The sequence below is a fragment of the Flavobacterium hercynium genome, assembly GCF_002217285.1.
Taxonomy (GTDB): Bacteria; Bacteroidota; Bacteroidia; order Flavobacteriales; family Flavobacteriaceae; genus Flavobacterium; species Flavobacterium hercynium.
Window position 1 is genome coordinate 1 of the sequence record NZ_MUGW01000042.1, and the last position, 19,576, is coordinate 19,576.

A 19,576-nucleotide genomic window follows, 5' to 3' on the forward strand; every position below is an offset into this window, starting at 1 on the left:
TCTTAGTTCTTAGTTCTTAGCGTTTTCTATAAATGAACAATTCCTGCGGAACTATTCATTTATACTCGTTCCTACGGAACTTATTTTAAGCGCACAATTTATCAAATGTATTGTTATACAACTCTTTAACTAGGCACTAAAAAAACTAAGCGCTAAGCACTAATAAAACTAAGTACTAACAAACTAAGAACTAGGCACTAAGAACTAGGTACTAAAAATCACTTATAATGACAAAAAATCCCTTTATCGTAAACCGTCCACAGACTTGCTTTTTGGTTGGCTGCTTTTAGAGCGTTGTTTGCCCAGGTATTACAGGTATAAAATAAGTTGTAACTTCCTTTGGCTTCATAAAAGGCATCTTTTCTTCCGTAGCTGTGTCCTTCTATCCATTGTGGCTGACCCGGAATAAGGAAGCTTTCTGAAATATAGGCTACTAATTTTTTATAGTTTTCTTCTGAAATTAAAATACGTTTACAATCTTCGCCCTCTTTAAGGTTTTTAAAGAATGTTGTATGCATGGCTGATGAACTTACTCCAAACATGGCGCGCAGGGCTGTACTTGCTTTTAGATCTGACCATTCGGGTGTATTGAGGTAAAATCCTTTGTCGCCCCAACCAAAGGCTATGTAGTTCATTGTACTGTCTTTTGATTGTGTATGGCTGAACTGAATTTCTTTTCTCCAGTCTTTTACTTCGTTGACAACTGGAACAACAATATCGGTATGAACTCCGTTGGAAAGAATGTAAATAGGAATTGTTTTTTGCTGTTTGATTTTGGCTATATCTGAGTTTACGGTGATTTTAGAGATCAGATAAACGGAGATGATGTATAGAATAAGAAAGGAAATAATGGCGAGAATTGTCCAGCCTGCAAATTTGAAGGTTTTTTTTAGCATTGGTTTTTGGTTTGTTTTAGGTTGTTGAAATTTGTTTTAACGTCTTAACCAATTTTTGAGCCAAAAAATATAAATCAAGCTATTTTGTAAAATTATTTTAACAAAGTTAATCTAGGCGTGGGTTACGTTTCTACCCCAGATTGAAATGGAAAGCATTTTTTTGTGAATTTGTATTTTTTGTGGCGGTAAAAAAGCGACTGAAAGAAGCTCTTTTTATACCGGACAAAAAAATAAATTCACAAAAAATCTTGTAATGGAAAGCTGGATCAGGTTCTAATAATAATCCTTAAAATTTAGACATAAAAAAACTGCCGAATTTCTACGGCAGTTTAGCTTACAATTTTTTTTAGACTTAGCTCTCGCTTATATTCTATTATATGGTATGGAAATTATACGTTAAAACGGAAGTGCATTACATCACCATCTTTTACGATATATTCTTTTCCTTCTACTTTGAATTTTCCTGCTTCTTTTGCTTTCGCCTCAGATCCGTAGTGTACATAATCTTCGTATGAGATTACTTCTGCACGAATGAATCCTTTTTCGAAATCTGTATGGATAACTCCTGCTGCTTGTGGTGCTGTTGAACCAATGTTGATTGTCCAGGCACGAACTTCTTTTACACCTGCTGTAAAGTAGGTTTGTTGTTTTAATAATTTGTAAGCAGCACGAATTAAAACTGATGCTCCCGGCTCTTGTAATCCCATGTCTTCAAGGAAAACCTGACGCTCTTCGTAGCTTTCTAATTCTGTGATATCAGCTTCTGCTCCTACTGAAAGGATGATAACTTCTGCTTCTTCGTCTTTTACTAATTCGCGAACCTGATCTACATATTTGTTTCCGTTTACTGCTGAACTTTCGTCTACATTACAAACGTATAATACTGGTTTTGCTGTAATTAATTGAAAGGCTTCCATTAGCACTTCTTCATCATTGTTTTGAGGAATGATTGTTCTTGCTGATTTTGCCTGCAATAATGCTTCTCTGATACGGTTTAATAAAGCTTCTTCTGTCTGTGCTTCTTTATTTCCTGTTTTAGCTGCACGTTTTACTTTTTCTAAACGTTTATCGATCGTTTCTAAGTCTTTTAACTGTAATTCGATATCGATGGTTTCTTTGTCACGAATTGGATTTACGTTTCCGTCTACGTGTACAATATTATCATTATCAAAACAACGTAAAACGTGAATGATAGCATTACACTCTCTAATGTTCCCCAAAAACTGGTTTCCAAGACCTTCACCTTTACTTGCTCCTTTTACCAATCCTGCAATGTCAACAATATCAACTGTAGCCATTTGTACGCGCTCTGGTTTTACCAATTCTTCTAACTTATTGATTCTTGGATCCGGAACGTTTACAACACCAATATTTGGTTCAATTGTACAAAAAGGAAAGTTCGCACTTTGCGCTTTTGCATTAGACAAACAATTAAATAGTGTCGATTTTCCAACATTTGGTAATCCTACAATTCCTGCTTTCATATGTAGATAATATTTGTTTTTTATGTGATTTTACCCGCTTAGGCACTGTGTTTACTAACTAAACATCAATTATTTAGCGACTAAGATAATCATATTCTGTTTATTACTGTGAGAATTTTTTATTTTGCTAAAATGATAGATTTTGCCCTTAAAATTTTGCAAATATAAGATTTAATACCTCTAAAATATACAAAAAATGACGATATCTGTTTTTTTACTACTTTTCCTAAAAATTTTAAAACTTTTTATTAATGTTTTGTTAAATAAACCTACTTTTATCCCATTATTTAACAAACCACATACAAATTTTTAACCAAACCAATTTAAACATGAAAAAAATTGCAGTTTTATTATTTCTATTCAACTCGCTGGTCATTTTTGCTCAACAGCAAATTTCAGGTGTAGTAAAGGACAACACAGGCAATCCGCTGCCTGGTGTTAACATTGTCGAAAAGGGTACAAACAACGGTGTATCGTCTGATATTGACGGATCTTATAAAATTACAGTAAAAGAAGGAAGCTCATTGATTTTTAGCTACATGGGCTACAACAGCGTTACAAGATTAGCCAACGCAGCACAAATTGACGTAAATTTAACGGAAGAAAGTGGGCAAAATCTGGATGAAGTGGTCGTAACCGGATCACGTACAGCCGCCAGAACAAACACTACTAGTGCACTGCCTATAGATATATTGTCGTCTAAAGACTTAACTTCTACAGGTCAGGCAACTTTTGATAAGGCACTGCAATACAAAATTCCTTCTTTCAACACGGTACAAACTCCTGTAAATGATGCTACATCATTACTGGATCCGTATGAAATTAGAAACATGGGACCAAGCAGAACGTTAATCCTTATTAATGGTAAACGTAAAAACTTAAGTTCTTTGCTTTACGTACAAACGTCACCGGGACGTGGAGAAACCGGTGCTGATATTTCTTCTATTCCAACAGATGCGATCGAAAGAGTCGAAATCCTTCGTGATGGTGCATCTGCGCAATACGGTTCTGATGCGATTGCGGGAGTTATGAATATCATTTTGAAGAAAAACAATAACGATGGTTCTGTGACTTTGAGAAGTGGAATTACTTCTGAAGGTGATGGCGAAATGTTAGGCGTAAGTTTAAACAACGGTACTACAGTTGGCGAAAAAGGCTTTTTGAATTATACGATTGATTTTTCTAAAGTTAGTTTAGCCAACAGAGCCGGAACTGTTGATGCTTTGGGTGAAGCTACTGACTTTTTAGACGGATCACCAGCTGCTGTTGCACAGGTAAACGAATATTTGACGAGACATCCTGATGCTAAAAACGTAAATGGTTCGCCAGAAACGGCTGCTGCTAAATTCTTAATCAATGGTGGAAACGAAATTAGCGAAACGGCAAGCTTGTATTATAATGCGGCTTACGTTTACAAAAAAGTGAATTCGTTCGCGAATTTCAGAACTCCATATTGGAGACCACTTGGAGATGACCCGTATTTGAATAATTTCTTTGGAAATGGTAATGCTGCTAACCCGTCTTATGATGGATACGGACCAACTTTTGAAGGAGATTTGAATGACTACAATGGTACTTTAGGTTTTAAAACCCTAAAAAATGGCTGGCATACTGATGCGAGTGTAACTGTTGGAGGAAACAAACAAGTATATACTGTAAATAACTCTGCGAACAGATCTGATCTTCAGGATGCAGATGGAAACAATGTTTACAGAGAAAATAGCCCGATCTCGTTTAAACCAGGAGGAACTTCTTTTAATCACGTAGTTGGGAACCTTGATATTTCTAAAATTTTATCTGAGAAAATCAGTATTGGTTTTGGAACAGAGTTTAGATCAGAATATTTTGCTGTTCTTGAGGGAGACAGAGCTTCTTGGGAAGGAACCGGAGCTGACTCATTTGCAGGAAACAGACCTGAAAATTCAGGAAAATGGAACAGATATAATGTAGGTGTATATTTAGACGTTGCTTATGATATTACAAAAGACTTTTTAATCAATGGAACTGTTCGTCACGAAGAGTACAGCGATTTTGGAGGAGCGACTGTTTGGAAAGCAAGTACGAGATATAAATTCCTTGAGGATAAAGTTACTTTAAGAGGATCTGTTTCTACTGGATTCAGAGCACCTACTCTACATCAGATTTATACTCAAAAATCACAGTATTCATTTGTAGCCGGACAAGGTATTCAAATTAGTGGTATTATCAATAACGTTTCGCCTCAGGCACGTCAGTTAGGAATTCCTGCTTTAGATGCTGAAAAATCAACTAACGTTACTGTGGGAATTGGAGCTAAACCTTTTGCTAACTTCAATTTTACGGTAGATTACTATAATATTAAAGTAGAAGACAGAATTGTTTTAGGAGACAGACAAGATACTCCGTTTGGTAATGTGGCTTGGTTCTCAAACTCATTTGATTCCAGAACGTCTGGTTTAGATGTTGTGGCAAATTACAACAATATTGGAATTGGAGCTGGTAAATTAGGTTTTAACGTATCTGGAAACATTACGTTAGAAAACGAAAGAATCTCTGATGTTAGAAACAACTCTTTTGGAGATATCTTAAACTCTTTGACTTTTACATCAAGACCTGATACAAAATGGATTCTTGGTATCAATTACGAAATTGGTAAATTCGGATTTTCTTTGAATAATACTTACTTCGGAAAAACAACTTTCAACCAGGACGGTTTGGATGATAACCTGAAAACAGAATTCATTCCTAAAATCGTAACTGACTTAGGTGTTAACTTCAACGCTACTGAAAAATTGACTATTGGTCTAAATGTAAACAACTTGTTTAATGTTTTACCAGAATGGAAATTCGTAGCTGAAAATGCTGCAGGAGCTGCAATTCTTGCTGATCCGGCTGAAACTAAAACACAATCTAACTTAATTACTTTCAACCAACGTTATTCAAGAATGACATACGATGGTTTTCACTTTAGCCAATTAGGAACGATGTTTAATTTATCAGTTAACTACAAATTCTAATTTTAGAATTGTTTTAATAAACGAAAAGGTTGTCAGCAATGACAACCTTTTTTTTATTTATAATTTAAACTCTAAAGAATCTATAATTTTCTTCTCTTCTTCGGTGGAGGTAAATCCGGAGATATTCCAATAATTGGTCATAATCTTATTCTTTTTATTGAAAAGTGTTTTGTCTTTAAAAACATCACTATCCTTAAAAGTGAATTTTTGTTTATCAAAATGTGTCGTGATAAAATTGTTTCGAACCTGAATGTTTTTTACTCCTTCTTTCATCACAAGATCATAGCCAATCTCTTCATTTGAATTTAACACATAATAATCGGTTCCCTCTATTCTATAATTCACATTCACAATAGACCTTGTAATGTTTTTAGAACCAATTGCTGCTTTTTCTTCTATTTCTGCTACAACTCCGGGTGCGATACTAATAGTAAATTCAATAATGAGTTTTTTATCCGGATCGTAAACAATTTCAAAATTATCAACTGCTTCCTTGGCTTTATCCAAAGGCGTTACTGACATGATGTAATACGCTGAATTGGTAGGATGCCCTTTGGTCGTAAAATTATAATCTTTTTTAGCTTTTGGATCCAGAATAGGGTCAAAATAGGACAAATTGGAATAATTTTCCATGATGTTATTCAAATCATATCCTTTCAGATCAGCACTTACATCGGTTTCCAATAATCCATAGGATCTGTTTTGCTCTACAAGTAAAGTAGTACTTACATTCTTTTGGGTTCCTGAAAACTGAAAATTTACCAATCCGTCATTATAATAAGAGTATTTATTATTGAGCATAAAAAATTCTCTTACATACACTTTTAGTCGATATGGCATCGCTAAATTCTTAGCCGAATTGGAAACAATGCGTTGCAATGTTTTTTGCGGATTTTCTTTAGAAACCACAATTTCGTCTAGTTTGTTATGCTTGCTTTTTAAGTAAACCACAAATTCGCTTTCTTTAAGATTGGCCCAGCGAACGGTTATATTTTCATAATTCGTTTCAGAAATCTGAACGTTAGATCCGCCATTTAATACAAAACTTACTTTACCTTCCTGATTCGTTAATAAAATTTGTTTGGTTTTTAAAATTACAATGGTAACATTTTCTATCGGTAAAAGTGTTTCAATATCTTTCACCACAATTGAGTATTCGGCTTCCTGAGCTATTCCTACAGAGGTTATAAAACTAAGAAGCAAAATTATTAATTTGTTCATAGGGGCTATTTTTTTAACATTATCAAATAAGTGTTAAATTTTGCGGCAAAATAACAAAAATAAACCAATAAACAGCTTGAATTTTACTAATAAAATTCAGTAAATAAAAAAAATCCTAAGTTATTGACTTAGGATTTTTAAATATTTTAAAAATTATATATTATTCGCCGTGTAAGAAGGCTTGTCTGTTCAATAACGTCTCTTCATCTTCTACGTGATTGTCGTCTGGTACGCAACAATCAACCGGACAAACAGCAGCACATTGAGGCTCATCATGAAAACCTTTACACTCTGTACATTTTCCAGGAACGATATAATAAACTTCGTCAGAAATTGGTGTTTGTGCATCTTCTGCATCAACTTCAGTTCCGTCCGGTAAAATTACTTTTCCAGAAAGACTTGTTCCGTCTTTGTATCTCCAATCATCAGCTCCTTCATAAATTGCTGTATTTGGGCATTCTGGTTCACAGGCCCCACAGTTTATGCATTCATCGGTTATAATTATTGCCATTGCTTTTTAGTCTTAATAGTTAAAAGTCTCAAAGTTCTAAAATCAAAAAAGACATTCCAAGCTTTTGACTTCATGACCTTTGACTTTCGAGTTATTTATGCTTATTTTTGTGCAAAATTACAATCAAAACCTTTCATAAACAAATTACTTATGTTACAAAACGAAAAAAAGCAGTCTTTTATAGCACTAGGTCGATTTTTAAATCAGTTTTCTGAAGCAGAAAACACTCGTAATGAATCGGTTTTAGGCAATGACCTGTTTTTTGATGATTTTATAAAACTTATTCAGCTTTCGCAATCCCATAACGGATGGTATACTCCTGAACAAGTGTATTTTGCTATACAATCCTGGGCAAATGCCCTAACGGAAGAAAATATTGACAAGTGGCTTTCTGCTTATGGAGCTGACTTTGCCGTTAACAAAAAAGAACGAACAGTCGCTCTTATTTTAGCCGGAAATATTCCGTTAGTTGGATTTCACGATTTTTTATCTGTTTTAATTACAGGTAACAAAACTTTGATCAAAACATCATCAAACGATCAGCACTTATTGCCTTTCTTAGCGAAGTATTTAATTTTTGCTGATGAAAGCTTAAAAGATAAAATCACTTTCGTGGAAGGGAAACTGGAAAACTTTGACACCGTAATCGCCACAGGAAGCAATAATACAGCGCGCTATTTTGAATATTACTTTAAGGACAAACCTTCTATAATTCGTAAAAACAGAAATTCAGCCGCTATTTTAAACGGAAAAGAAACACATGAAGAACTGGAAGCTTTAGGCGAAGATATTTTTAGGTATTTTGGTTTAGGATGCCGCAATGTTTCTAAGCTTTTTGTACCAAAAGGCTATACTTTTGATGCGTTTTTTCAGGCTATTTTTAAGTATCAGGATGTCATTCACTACGAAAAATACGCTAACAATTACGACTATAACAAAGCTGTTTTTCTAATGAGTAATTTTAAATTATTAGACAACGGTTTCCTTACTTTGAAAGAAGATTCAAGTTATGCTTCTCCAATTTCGAGCGTTTTTTATGAATTTTACGACAATATCGACGAATTAAAAGCGCGTCTTGAAACGGAAGCTGAACAAATTCAATGCATCGTAAGTAACAATCTAACAGAAAATAGTATTGCATTCGGTCAAACACAAAATCCACAATTGTGGGATTATGCAGATAACGTGGATACTATATCGTTTTTGTTAACAACAAAGTAAAAAAATGTTTAATTATTTCGAATAATTTATCGCTTATTCAGCTCCTATTGCCGAAATTTGCCTTTTTAAAATTTCCGACTATTAACAACAACCATGAAAAAACACAACTACAGCGCAGGGCCAAGTATTTTACCTCAAGAAGTTTTTGAAAAAGCGTCAAAAGCTATATTAGATTTTAATGATTCAGGACTTTCTATCCTTGAAATTTCGCACCGAAGCAAAGATTTCGTTGCCGTTATGGATGAAGCTCGTTCGCTTGCTTTAGAGTTATTAGGACTTCAGGGAAAAGGATATCAGGCTTTGTTTTTACAAGGTGGTGCCAGCACAGCATTCCTGATGGCTCCTTATAATTTAATGAAAGAAAACGGAAAAGCCGCTTACCTGGATTCAGGAACATGGGCTACCGCAGCAATCAAAGAAGCAAAATATTTTGGAGAAACGGTAATCGTAGGTTCTTCTAAAGAAGAAAACTACAATCACATTCCAAAAGGATACGAAATACCAAGTGATGCAGATTATTTTCACTGCACCAGTAACAACACTATTTTTGGAACTCAAATGAAAGAATTCCCAACAACTAATGTACCTGTTGTTTGCGATATGAGTTCTGATATATTTTCACGTGATTTAGATTTCTCTAAATTTGATTTAATCTATGCCGGAGCTCAAAAAAATATGGGCCCTGCAGGAACTACTCTGGTAGTAGTAAAAGAAGAAATTTTAGAGAAAAACGGAAGAACAATTCCAAGTATGCTGGATTATGCTAAACATATCAAAGCAGAAAGTATGTACAATACTCCTCCTGTTTTTTCTGTATATGTTTCATTACTAACATTACAATGGATTAAAAGTAAAGGTGGCGTTGCTGCGGTTGAAAAACTAAACGACGCAAAAGCCGACTTACTTTATGCTGAAATTGACAGAAACCCATTATTCAAAGGTGCTGCAGCTGTTGAAGATCGTTCTAAAATGAATGTTACTTTCTTGCTAAACAATGACGAGCATACCGCTACTTTTGATGCTTTATGGAAAGAAGCAGGAATTTCAGGATTGCCAGGACACCGTTCTGTTGGTGGTTACAGAGCTTCTATCTACAATGCTATGCCTATCGAAAGTGTTCAGGTTTTAGTAGATGTAATGAAAGCGCTTGAAACTAAGATTTAAAAATTAAAATATTAAATGATTTAAAGATTTACACAAATACTAAATCATTCTATTTATTCAAAAAAATTCAGATTGGATATTTTTTTAATTAAATTTTTCAATCTTTAAATATCAAAAAAAAATGAAAGTATTAGCGAATGACGGAATTTCAAAAAGTGGAATTCTAGCTTTAGAAAAAGGTGGATTTGAAGTTATAACTACAAAAGTAGCTCAAGAACAAGTAGCTAATTTTGTGAATGAAAACAATGTTGACGTTGTTTTAGTGCGTAGCGCAACTAAAGTACGTAAAGATATTATCGATGCTTGTCCTGGACTAAAAGTTATTGGTCGTGGTGGTGTTGGAATGGATAACATCGATGTGGATTATGCAAAAAGCAAAGGAATTCACGTTATTAATACGCCTGCTTCCTCTTCAGAATCTGTTGCTGAATTAGTATTCGGACATTTATTTTCAGGTGTTCGTTTCTTACACGATTCTAACAGAAATATGCCTCTTGAAGGAGATTCTAACTTCGAAGGTTTGAAAAAAGCATACGCAAACGGAATTGAATTAAGAGGAAAAACGCTTGGTATTGTTGGTATCGGACGTATTGGTCAGGCTACTGCAAAAATGGCGCTTGGTTTAGGTATGAAAGTTATCGCTGCCGATAGCTTTATCCCTCAGGTAGATATTAAAGTAGAATTCTTTGACGGTCAGTCTATCACTACAACTATCGTTTCACAATCATTAGAATCTTTATTCAAAGAAGCTGATTTCATTACACTACACGTTCCTGCTCAAAATGGTTACATCGTTGGTGAAAAAGAATTCGAAATCATGAAAGATGGTGTTGGAATCGTAAACTGTGCACGTGGTGGGGTTATTGATGAAGTAGCTTTAGTAAAAGCTTTAGATTCAGGAAAAGTAGCTTTTGCAGGATTAGACGTTTTCGAAAACGAGCCTAAACCGGAAATGGCACTTTTAATGCACACTAAAATCTCTTTGACTCCTCATATTGGAGCAGCAACCGGAGAAGCACAAGACAGAATTGGTACTGAATTAGCATCACAAATTATTACTTTGTTGAGCTAATCAACTATAATTAAATATCTTAGAAGGGATTTATTAACATCGTTTAATAAATCCCTTTTATTTTTTAACTAAATTTGAGTTCTAATCTAAAAACCTATACATCATGTTTGAACAATTAACGCAATTAGTACAGCAGTACAGCGGTGATACAGTCGTTAAAAACGAAGCTGTTCCAAATGAACACAATGAGGCGGTAATAACCGAAACAAGTAACTCAATATTCGACGGATTAAAAAAGATCGCTTCAGAAGGCGGTACAGAGCAATTAGCAGCCTTATTCAACGGAAGCGCACCTGTAAACAGTTCTAATCCTGTAGTTCAAAAAATAACAGAGCAATTATCCGGAACGTTAGGCAATAAATTTGGAATAAGCAGCGAAACTTCGTCTGGAGTTGCTGCGAGTTTAATTCCACAGGTTTTAAACTCTTTAGTAAACAAAGCAAAAGATCCTAAAGACAGTAGTTTTCAAATTTCAGATATCATCAGTTCTATTACCGGAAACAGCGGTCAGGCTTCCGGAATTATGGATGCGATTTCTAAATACGGAACTCAATTTGGCTTAGACCAAAACAATGACGGTAAAATCGACGAAGCTGATGTGGCAGCTATTGCTAAAAAAGGCGGACTTGGAGGTTTGTTCGGAAGATTATTTAGTAAATAGAATTTTTCTAAATTTAAAATATAGCCTAAAAGCTGCTTACGTTGTAAGTAGCTTTTTTTATTGCAAACCTTGATCTTGTTCAAAACTTCAAACAATATAAACTGTTAAATAACAACGCTTCACATTGATTTTTTTGTAATTTTAAACTTCAACATTTCTAACTCCCGACAACATGAAGCATTGCATTTACATATTGATCACCCTGTTTACGATAATTGCCTGCTCCACGTCACAAAAAACAAACGTTGACAAACAAAACACTGACAAGCAAAACGTTGCCTTAAATGATACTATTCGAATCGCCAATGATTCTCTTGAATATGAAGTCATTATTATCGATAACGGTTTTAGCACATGGCTGAATTCAAGAGCTTTTCCTAGAAATTACCACACACAAAGTTACCTTGAGAACAAAAACAGATTATACGTAACAGAATGGAATAGCCGAGTACTCCAACCGCAACGCTATGATCCTAATTTGTACGAAATGAATATCAACTACGAGCCTGGTATCGATTACGGATACGAAGTAAATTACCTGATTTATAATTATATGATTTATTTTCAAAATACTTATAAACAAAAGCTTTGGGGATATGTTCCTTCAAGATAATGTTATTATATTTGTAATCATTATAAGTCAAAATGAATAAATTAAAACAACGCTGGGGCATTACCTCCAATTTTCAGCTTATCATCATTTTCATCGTTTTTGCCGTCACAGGATCATCTTCGGCATGGTTGTCTAAACCCTTTTGCGAATGGTTGGGTGTCACCAAAGAAGATTTTGGCGGATGGTTTACCCTAATCCGATTAATCATTATTTTCCCTATTTATCAGGTTTTGCTTGTGGCGATAGGAACTCTGTTCGGACAATTTCAGTTTTTCTGGAAATTCGAAAAGAAAATGCTCAAAAGTATGGGATTAGGATTTCTGTTTAAAGACTAAATTCTTTAGCTAGATTTCTTCTTCCTGTTTTGAAAAAAAGTAGGTGTAAATCCATGTAATTGTAAAAGACGGAATCACATCTGTAAATGGAAGAATCTCTTCGACAAAGGTTAAAATACTGGCAACCTTCCCTACTCTTCCTTTATACATTCTGGTCATTATAAAAGCAGCTATTGGCGCCCAGATCACATCACCGAATTCTCCCAATACCGGAATCGAAAATGAAACCATTCCAATAGCGTCAAAAAGCAACCCAAAAAGGAGCTTTTTCATTTTATCGTCGTTTACTGCTTTAATTTCCTGCATCTTACTTTGCTTTAGATATTATTCGAATTTAAAAAAAATTAGTATATCAAATTTATTCGTTGGTATAATTTTGTTTCTAAATTCCCATTTGTGTTTTTCTTCCTAAAATTCTGTTACAACCCATTTTAATATCGGCAGAATCTTTGTTTCTTTGTAGAAACAGTTTCCATCGATGATACACGCAAAAAACATACATAAATTCTACGATCAGCTCGAAGTTCTAAAAGGAGTTAATTTACATATCAAAAAAGGAGAAATTGTTTCGATCGTTGGCGCATCAGGCGCCGGAAAAACGACACTTTTACAAATTCTGGGAACGCTTGACAAACCCGAACGAAATACCGAATCTTCATTAAGCATAAATGGTGCCAATATTTTTCAGCTGCAAGATGTAGAAAAAGACAATTCAAAAGAAGAAAGAACATTCAAGATCTTTTCTTGGGCAGGAGGTATTTATTCCATTATTTTAATCTTCTTTTTATTGTTTTTCAGACATACTATCGAAACAGGTTTAATAGGTACACTTACTTATGTTATCATTTTTTTTCCTTTAGTATTAGTTACTATTTACATGAACCGCTACTTTAAAAAACAAAGCAAAAAAGACAAAGTTTTATCTAACTTCAGAAATCTGAATCTGGGATTTATTTTTCAGTTTCATCAATTGCTTCCTGAATTCACCGCCTTAGAAAACGTTTGTATTCCTGCTTTTATGGCCAATAAACCAAAAGCTGAAACAGAAGCCGAAGCCAAAAGATTACTTGAATATTTAGGATTATCACACAGAATTCATCACAAACCCAACGAACTTTCAGGTGGAGAACAACAGCGTGTGGCGGTTGCAAGAGCTTTAATCAATAAACCAGACGTTATTTTTGCCGATGAACCTTCCGGAAATCTTGATACGCATTCTGCCGAAAACCTGCACCAGTTATTTTTTCAGCTTCGCGATGAATTCGGGCAAACCTTTGTTATTGTAACACATAACGAGGAATTGGCAAATATGGCTGATCGAAAATTGATTATGGTCGACGGACAAATTAGCAATTAGAATTAGGAGCTATTTCCTGCTGTACGCTATATCTTTTCCCTGCTAAAAAAGCAGGAAAAAGGATGCCGCTTCCATCAGGGCTAGAACTTCTGAACAATAAGAACATTCATTTTCAACATGAACCAAAAAGAACTCAAAGAATTTCTTGACGAAAAAGTCATTCAATATAACAATCAGGATTTTATCGAAAGTGATCCTGTACAAATTCCGCATTTATTCTCTCAAAAAGAAGACATCGAAATTGCAGGTTTTCTAAGCGCAACAATTGCTTGGGGAAATCGCAAAATGATTATCAAAAACTCCCATAGCATGATGGAATTGATGGGTAATACACCTTACGATTTTGTCATGTCACATTCAGACGAAGACTTAGAAAGACTAGAAACCTTTGTTCACCGAACTTTTAATGGAAAAGATTTTGGTGGTTTCATCAAAGGATTACAGCATATCTACCAAAATCATGGCGGTCTGGAAACTGTTTTTGCAAAACATCAGGAAAAAGACAGTTTGCAAAAAAGTATACATGAATTCAAAAAGATATTTTTCGAAATCGATCATTTACCCCGAACACAAAAACATATTTCTGATCCGCTAAATAATTCAGCGGCAAAGAGAATCAATATGTACCTGCGCTGGATGGTTCGTCAGGACACCAAAGGAGTTGACTTAGGCATCTGGAAAACCATTTCGCCCGCTGCACTATCCTGCCCGCTTGATGTACATTCCGGAAACGTTGCCAGAAAACTGAACATCTTAACCCGAAAACAAAACGACGGAAAAGCATTAACCGAATTAGACCTTGCGCTTCGTAAAATGGACGCTAAAGATCCTGTAAAATACGATTTTGCCTTGTTTGGATTAGGTGTCTTTGAAGGGTTTTAATACTGAAAAACAGACTGTTAAATCATTAGAATATTAGATCATTAGAATTATCTAGTGATCTAACCGTGAATTTAATGTACATTTGCACAAAATTTAATGTAAATGAGCACTTTCGAAAAATTCAATCTTCCAAAATCAGTACAAAAAGCAATCGACGAATTAGGATTTGTTACGCCAACTCCTATTCAGGAAAAATCCTTTTCTGTGATTATGTCAGGTCGTGATATGATGGGAATTGCGCAAACCGGTACCGGAAAAACATTTGCATACTTATTGCCTCTTTTAAAATTATACAAATTTACCCCAACCAACACACCAAAGATTGTCGTTCTGGTTCCAACACGTGAATTAGTAGTTCAGGTTGTAGAAGAAGTAGAAAAATTAACCAAATACATGTCGGTTAAAACACTTGGGATATTTGGGGGAGTAAACATCAATACACAAAAAAAAGCCGTTTACGAAGGTGTCGACATTTTGGTAGGAACGCCAGGTAGAACAATGGACTTAGCGCTTGATGCCGTGGTTCGTTTCGATGAAACTCAAAAGTTAGTTATCGATGAGTTTGATGAAATGCTAAACTTAGGTTTCCGCACACAACTAACAGCGTTGTTGGCGATGATGAAAACAAAACGTCAAAATATTCTTTTCTCAGCAACAATGACAGATGAAGTTGATGCTGTTTTAAATGACTTTTTTGATTTCCCTGAAGAAGTTACACTTGCAGCTTCAGGAACACCTCTTGAAAAAATAACTCAGATAACGTATAACGTTCCTAACTTTAATACTAAAGTAAATCTGTTAAAGCATTTATTAGCTACAGACGAAAGCATGGAACGTGTTTTGGTTTTTGTGAATAACAAAAAGATCTCTGATATGCTGCACACCAGAATCGAAGAAGATTTTGATGGTCAGTTTGGTGTAATTCACTCTAATAAATCTCAGAATTACCGTTTGAGTACGATGGCAGAATTTCAGGAAGGAAATCTTCGTGGACTAATCACAACCGATATCATGGCGAGAGGTTTGGATATTTCAAACATTTCACATGTTATTAACTTTGAGCTTCCTGAGTTTCCGGAATTATACATGCACAGAATTGGTCGTACAGGTCGTGCGGATGCTACAGGAACTGCGATTAGCTTTATAACGCCTCGTGAAGAAGAGTTTAAAGTAGAAGTAGAAGTTCTAATGAATCAGGAACTTGACATCGCTGAATTCCCGGAAGAAGTTGAAATTTCACTAAAATTAATCGAACCAGAAAAAGACAAACAGCCTATTAAGTTTTTAATGAAAAAACCAAAACTTGACGGTGACGGTGCTTTTCATGAAAAAGCAAAAAAGAATAAAAAAGTTAACTTAGGAGGTCCTTCTAAAACGAAAAAGAAAACACACGGTTCTGTAAATAGAAATATGTTGAAAACCAGAGACAAGAAAAGAAAAGATAAGGATAAATAGTTTTTTTTAAAGGGACAAAGGTTCTGAGAAACAAAGGTTCAAAGGTTTAAAAGAAAGGCTCAAAGTTTTACAACTTTGAGCCTTTTATTTATTCTATACTTTGCGTCTTTTTACAAAGAACTTCAAAACCTTTGTCCCTTTGAACCTTTGCAACTTTGAACCTCAAAATTAGCTTTTTGTAAAAATCAACCCAACTGGTGAGCACAATTCGATTTTTTTACCTGTATTGGTTAGTTTTCCTGTTACTTTATTTCTTTTAAAAATGATGATGTCATTCGTATACTGATGTCCTACTAAAAGATAATTTCCAGATGGATCAATAGCAAAATCTCTTGGACCTTTTCCTAACGTACTTACCTGCTCTACTAATTGAATACTTCCATTTTTAAGAATCTTATAAGTAGAAATAGCATTAACATCTGCGCGATCCGTAACATATAAAAACTTTCCATCTGCTGAAATTTTAATAGCTGCTGCACTTGTTCCGCCTTTAAAATCTTTGGCAAGAATACTCGTTTCAGCAATAATCTTTAAGCTTCCACTTTTATCATAACTAAAAGTCGTTAGCGTAGCATCTAATTCCTGTACCAAGTACACAAATTTTCCATCTTTACTAAACACCAAATGTCTTGGTCCGCTTCCTGCTTTTACATCGACAGTTTGTTTCAATTTCAGGATTTCATTTTTAGAATCAGGATTGTAGTTGTAGATAAAAACTTTATCAGTACCTAGATCATTCGATAAAACATATTTCTTGTCAGGCGAAAAATAAACCATGTGAACATGCGCTTTTTCCTGACGTGCTTCGTTTTTACCTTTTCCTTCATGCTGAAGTATTTGCTGCACTTGCGTAATACTTCCGTCCGTTTTTTTCTTAAAAACAACAATACTTCCTCCGGAATAATTAGCAGCAATCACATTTTTATCATCATTAATTAAATGACAAGGATCTGCACCTAACGCATCACTTTTATTCAAAAAAGTAAGCTTACCAGATGGCGCATTATAGCCAAAAGCACTTACTGTACTTTGCGGTCCGTTTTCGTTTACCGCATAAATAAATTTATTATCTGCTGAAGCTGATAAATAGCTCGGACTTAAAACATTCTCTGAGGAATTTTTCAATTTAAAATTACCTGTAGTTGTATCAAATTCGTAAACATAAATTCCATTGCTTTGACAAGTATTAGTGTATGTCCCTACTACTAAATTAAACTTGTTCTGAGCCTGCAATGAGCAAGCTACAATCGTAAAAAGCAATATATATAATCTTTTCATATTTTTTATTTTTATGCTAAAATACTCAATATTCCTTTTAAGAAGTTTATTTTTTATTACAAATGAATTTACAAAAGTTATATTTTTCAAACCTTCTGGAATGACTTACAATCATATCTATTCATTTTGAACGAGATATGTATCGTTCCTATGGAACTTTACTAACAAACCTTAAATACCGCGGATTAAAATCCGCGGCTACAAAATGTTTCGTTCCTCCGGAACTTTTTTTATATGCTATATTGCAAAATGAGATCGGTAAATATTATCCGCCTTCAAAAAACAATTTGCCCCGAAAACACATTGTTCATATAACATGCTGCTGTATTTCTTTATAATTAAATCCTAATACCTTAAAATAAAACGATTCCATTACAACTTTCAAATACTAAATATTACTTCTCTGATTTGACTAAAAATTTGTATTTTTGACCAGTATCTACAAAACGTAGTGAAATAAATCAAAGCCAGAATGCATTTTAAACAACCCGAAATTCTATACTTTCTCTTTTTATTGATTGTTCCAATTTTGGTTCATTTATTTCAATTAAGGCGTTTTAAAACATCTTATTTTACAAACGTCCGTTTCTTAAAAGAACTTTCGATACAAACCCGAAAAAGTTCTAAAATCAAAAAAAGATTATTATTAGCAATACGTTTATTATTGCTTGCGTGTGTAATCTTGGCTTTTGCTCAGCCTTTTTTTGAAGCTAAAGACAAAAAGAATGCTTCAAATGAAATGTACATTGTACTTGACAATTCATTTAGTATGCAGGCAAAAGGAAAAAAAGGTGAATTGCTAAAACGTGCAGTACAGGAATTATTAGAAAACACACCTGAAAATGCCCAATTTTCTTTGTTAACCAACACTGAAAACTATTGGAATACCGATATTAAATCGTCTAAAAACGCATTACAAAATCTTAACTACAGCGCCACACCATTTGAGCTTTCTGCAATTATGGCAAAGATCAAAGCACATAAATCGGCACACAAAAAAGACATTATTATCATTAGTGATGCTGTTGGATTAACTCCAAACGATGTACAGAATAGTGAAACAGAAGATAAACCTTATTTCATTCAGCCTGAAGCAGAACAGAAAAACAACATTGCTATTGATAGTGTTTACATCAATCAGAGTTTAGAAAACTTTTACGAAATTGGGGTTAATTTATCTGCTTACGGCGATGATTTCAAACCCGTTTCAATGGCGCTTTACAATCAAAACAAACTGATTGCTAAAACGATTATTACTTTTGACGCGAAGAAAAAGAAAGTCAACTTTACCATTCCTAAAGAAGCATTTCATGGTTATGTTACGATCGAAGATAATGGCTTAACATACGACAACAAGCTTTTCTTTAGCATTTCGAAAGCAAAGAAAACAAATGTAATAAGTATTGGAGAACCTGAAAAAGGTAATTTCTTATCCCGAATTTATACCTCTGCTGAATTCAACTATAAAAACTATGCAATCAGCAATTTAGATTACAACAGTTTAGACAAACAAAATACCATAATCCTTAATGAATTAATCGAAATTCCTCAGGCATTACAAACTACACTAAAATCATTTGTATCAAAAGGTGGTAATCTGGTAGTAATTCCGTCTGAGAAAAGTTCAATCTCAAATTTGAATACTTTCTTAGGCAATTTTGGAAAAATTCAGTTTGGAAATTCTGAAAATGCAAGTAAGCTTATTACCAAAATCAATTTTGATCATCCTTTGTTTTCCGGCGTTTTTGAGAATAAAATCAGCAATTTTCAATATCCGAAAACAAGTCTTTCATTCGCTGTTACAAGTCCGTATCCGGCAGCTTTGTCTTTTGAAGATCAGAGCGTTTTTGTAACCATGATTCAAAATCCAGTTTCAAGCGTGACGGTGTTTTCAGCTCCAGTAAATGTTCAAAATTCTAATTTTCAGCAATCTCCTATTATTGTTCCGCTTTTTTATAAAATGGCGCAAAACAATCAAAAAACAGGTGTAAATGCTTTGACTATTGGCAATAATCAACCTTATTTTGTTGATGTTTTACTAAGCAAGGATGCTATTCTGGAAGTAAAAGGAAATGATGATTCCTTTATACCAATTCAGCAAATTTTGAATAATAAAGTCAAATTGGTTTTTAATGATTTTCCGGAAACGGCAGGAAATTACAATGTCTTTGACAAAAAAGAAGCTGTCGAAAATATAAGTTTCAATTATAAAAGAAGCGAAAGCGATTTAAGTCAGATCAATAAAAGTGTTATTTCTGATTTTAAAACCGCTGATACCATTTCAACTATTTTTAACACCCTACAAACAGAGCGAACTGACAGCCAAGTTTGGAAATGGTTTGTTATCTTTGCACTGTTATTTTTGGCATTGGAAATGGCAATCATCAAATTTGTAAAGTAAAACGTAATGTTTTACTTTTTTTTGAACTA

The 19,576-nt window shown here is 34.2% G+C and carries 16 protein-coding genes and 2 pseudogenes; 12 read left to right on the top strand and 6 right to left on the bottom strand.

What is annotated here, in order from left to right; genetic code table 11:
• Nucleotides 1-218 precede the first annotated feature (218 nt).
• Both B0A66_RS17830 and ychF read right to left on the bottom strand, forming a co-directional pair.
• Nucleotides 219-896 carry a TIGR02117 family protein gene (locus B0A66_RS17830; RefSeq protein WP_089051216.1) on the bottom strand — a complete coding sequence of 226 codons (678 nt, stop codon included), beginning with the start codon at nt 894-896 and terminating at the stop codon, nt 219-221.
• A 389-nt stretch (nt 897-1,285) separates the two neighbouring features.
• Nucleotides 1,286-2,380 carry a redox-regulated ATPase YchF gene (ychF, locus tag B0A66_RS17835; protein WP_089051217.1) on the bottom strand — a complete coding sequence of 365 codons (1,095 nt, stop codon included), beginning with the start codon at nt 2,378-2,380 and terminating at the stop codon, nt 1,286-1,288.
• A gap of 329 nt (nt 2,381-2,709) precedes the next feature.
• Between ychF and B0A66_RS17840 the strand changes: the two genes are divergently transcribed.
• Complete coding sequence (locus tag B0A66_RS17840) at nt 2,710-5,376, top strand: TonB-dependent receptor (RefSeq protein WP_089051218.1); 2,667 nt, start codon at nt 2,710-2,712, stop codon at nt 5,374-5,376.
• A 57-nt stretch (nt 5,377-5,433) separates the two neighbouring features.
• On the opposite strand, the gene B0A66_RS17845 is transcribed toward B0A66_RS17840, so the two are convergent.
• Both B0A66_RS17845 and B0A66_RS17850 read right to left on the bottom strand, forming a co-directional pair.
• Complete coding sequence (locus B0A66_RS17845) at nt 5,434-6,597, bottom strand: hypothetical protein (protein ID WP_089051219.1); 1,164 nt, start codon at nt 6,595-6,597, stop codon at nt 5,434-5,436.
• 160 nt (nt 6,598-6,757) lie between these two features.
• Nucleotides 6,758-7,108, bottom strand: a complete 351-nt coding sequence (locus tag B0A66_RS17850) for a 4Fe-4S dicluster domain-containing protein (RefSeq protein WP_089051220.1) — start codon at nt 7,106-7,108, stop codon at nt 6,758-6,760.
• 150 nt (nt 7,109-7,258) lie between these two features.
• Here B0A66_RS17850 and B0A66_RS17855 point away from each other — a divergent pair, with 150 nt between their 5' ends.
• From B0A66_RS17855 to B0A66_RS17880, 6 genes are all read left to right on the top strand, one after another.
• The gene (locus B0A66_RS17855; protein WP_089051305.1) at nt 7,259-8,329 is read left to right on the top strand and encodes an acyl-CoA reductase; all 1,071 of its coding nucleotides are present in this window, start codon (nt 7,259-7,261) and stop codon (nt 8,327-8,329) included.
• A 93-nt stretch (nt 8,330-8,422) separates the two neighbouring features.
• Entirely contained in the window at nt 8,423-9,493 is a 1,071-nt protein-coding gene (gene serC / locus B0A66_RS17860; protein ID WP_089051221.1) for a 3-phosphoserine/phosphohydroxythreonine transaminase, read from the top strand.
• A gap of 121 nt (nt 9,494-9,614) precedes the next feature.
• Nucleotides 9,615-10,565 carry a D-2-hydroxyacid dehydrogenase gene (locus B0A66_RS17865; protein ID WP_089051222.1) on the top strand — a complete coding sequence of 317 codons (951 nt, stop codon included), beginning with the start codon at nt 9,615-9,617 and terminating at the stop codon, nt 10,563-10,565.
• A gap of 103 nt (nt 10,566-10,668) precedes the next feature.
• Complete coding sequence (locus B0A66_RS17870) at nt 10,669-11,226, top strand: DUF937 domain-containing protein (RefSeq protein ID WP_089051223.1); 558 nt, start codon at nt 10,669-10,671, stop codon at nt 11,224-11,226.
• A gap of 172 nt (nt 11,227-11,398) precedes the next feature.
• Entirely contained in the window at nt 11,399-11,839 is a 441-nt protein-coding gene (locus B0A66_RS17875) for a DUF6146 family protein (protein ID WP_089051224.1), read from the top strand.
• Nucleotides 11,840-11,871: 32 nt separating this feature from the next.
• Nucleotides 11,872-12,174: a DUF6787 family protein gene (locus tag B0A66_RS17880; RefSeq protein ID WP_089051225.1), complete on the top strand. Its 303-nt coding sequence runs from the start codon at nt 11,872-11,874 to the stop codon at nt 12,172-12,174.
• Between the two features lie 9 nt (nt 12,175-12,183).
• Here B0A66_RS17880 and B0A66_RS17885 read toward each other — a convergent pair whose 3' ends face one another.
• Nucleotides 12,184-12,480: a hypothetical protein gene (locus tag B0A66_RS17885; protein WP_089051226.1), complete on the bottom strand. Its 297-nt coding sequence runs from the start codon at nt 12,478-12,480 to the stop codon at nt 12,184-12,186.
• Between the two features lie 172 nt (nt 12,481-12,652).
• Here B0A66_RS17885 and B0A66_RS23230 point away from each other — a divergent pair.
• From B0A66_RS23230 to B0A66_RS17900, 4 genes and pseudogenes are all read left to right on the top strand, one after another.
• A pseudogene (locus B0A66_RS23230) lies at nt 12,653-12,865 on the top strand (ATP-binding cassette domain-containing protein); the annotation flags it as partial.
• A gap of 216 nt (nt 12,866-13,081) precedes the next feature.
• Nucleotides 13,082-13,531 (top strand): annotated as a pseudogene (locus B0A66_RS23235) (ABC transporter ATP-binding protein); the annotation flags it as partial.
• A gap of 117 nt (nt 13,532-13,648) precedes the next feature.
• The gene (locus B0A66_RS17895) at nt 13,649-14,413 is read left to right on the top strand and encodes a TIGR02757 family protein (RefSeq protein ID WP_165766646.1); all 765 of its coding nucleotides are present in this window, start codon (nt 13,649-13,651) and stop codon (nt 14,411-14,413) included.
• Nucleotides 14,414-14,515: 102 nt separating this feature from the next.
• On the top strand, nt 14,516-15,868 hold the full coding sequence (locus B0A66_RS17900) for a DEAD/DEAH box helicase (RefSeq protein ID WP_089051229.1): 1,353 nt from the start codon (nt 14,516-14,518) through the stop codon (nt 15,866-15,868).
• Between the two features lie 168 nt (nt 15,869-16,036).
• On the opposite strand, the gene B0A66_RS17905 is transcribed toward B0A66_RS17900, so the two are convergent.
• Nucleotides 16,037-17,146, bottom strand: a complete 1,110-nt coding sequence (locus B0A66_RS17905) for a lactonase family protein (protein ID WP_089051230.1) — start codon at nt 17,144-17,146, stop codon at nt 16,037-16,039.
• A 472-nt stretch (nt 17,147-17,618) separates the two neighbouring features.
• Between B0A66_RS17905 and B0A66_RS17915 the strand changes: the two genes are divergently transcribed.
• A complete protein-coding gene (locus tag B0A66_RS17915) occupies nt 17,619-19,547 on the top strand; it encodes a vWA domain-containing protein (protein ID WP_089051232.1) in 1,929 nt (642 codons plus the stop codon).
• Nucleotides 19,548-19,576: the final 29 nt, after the last annotated feature.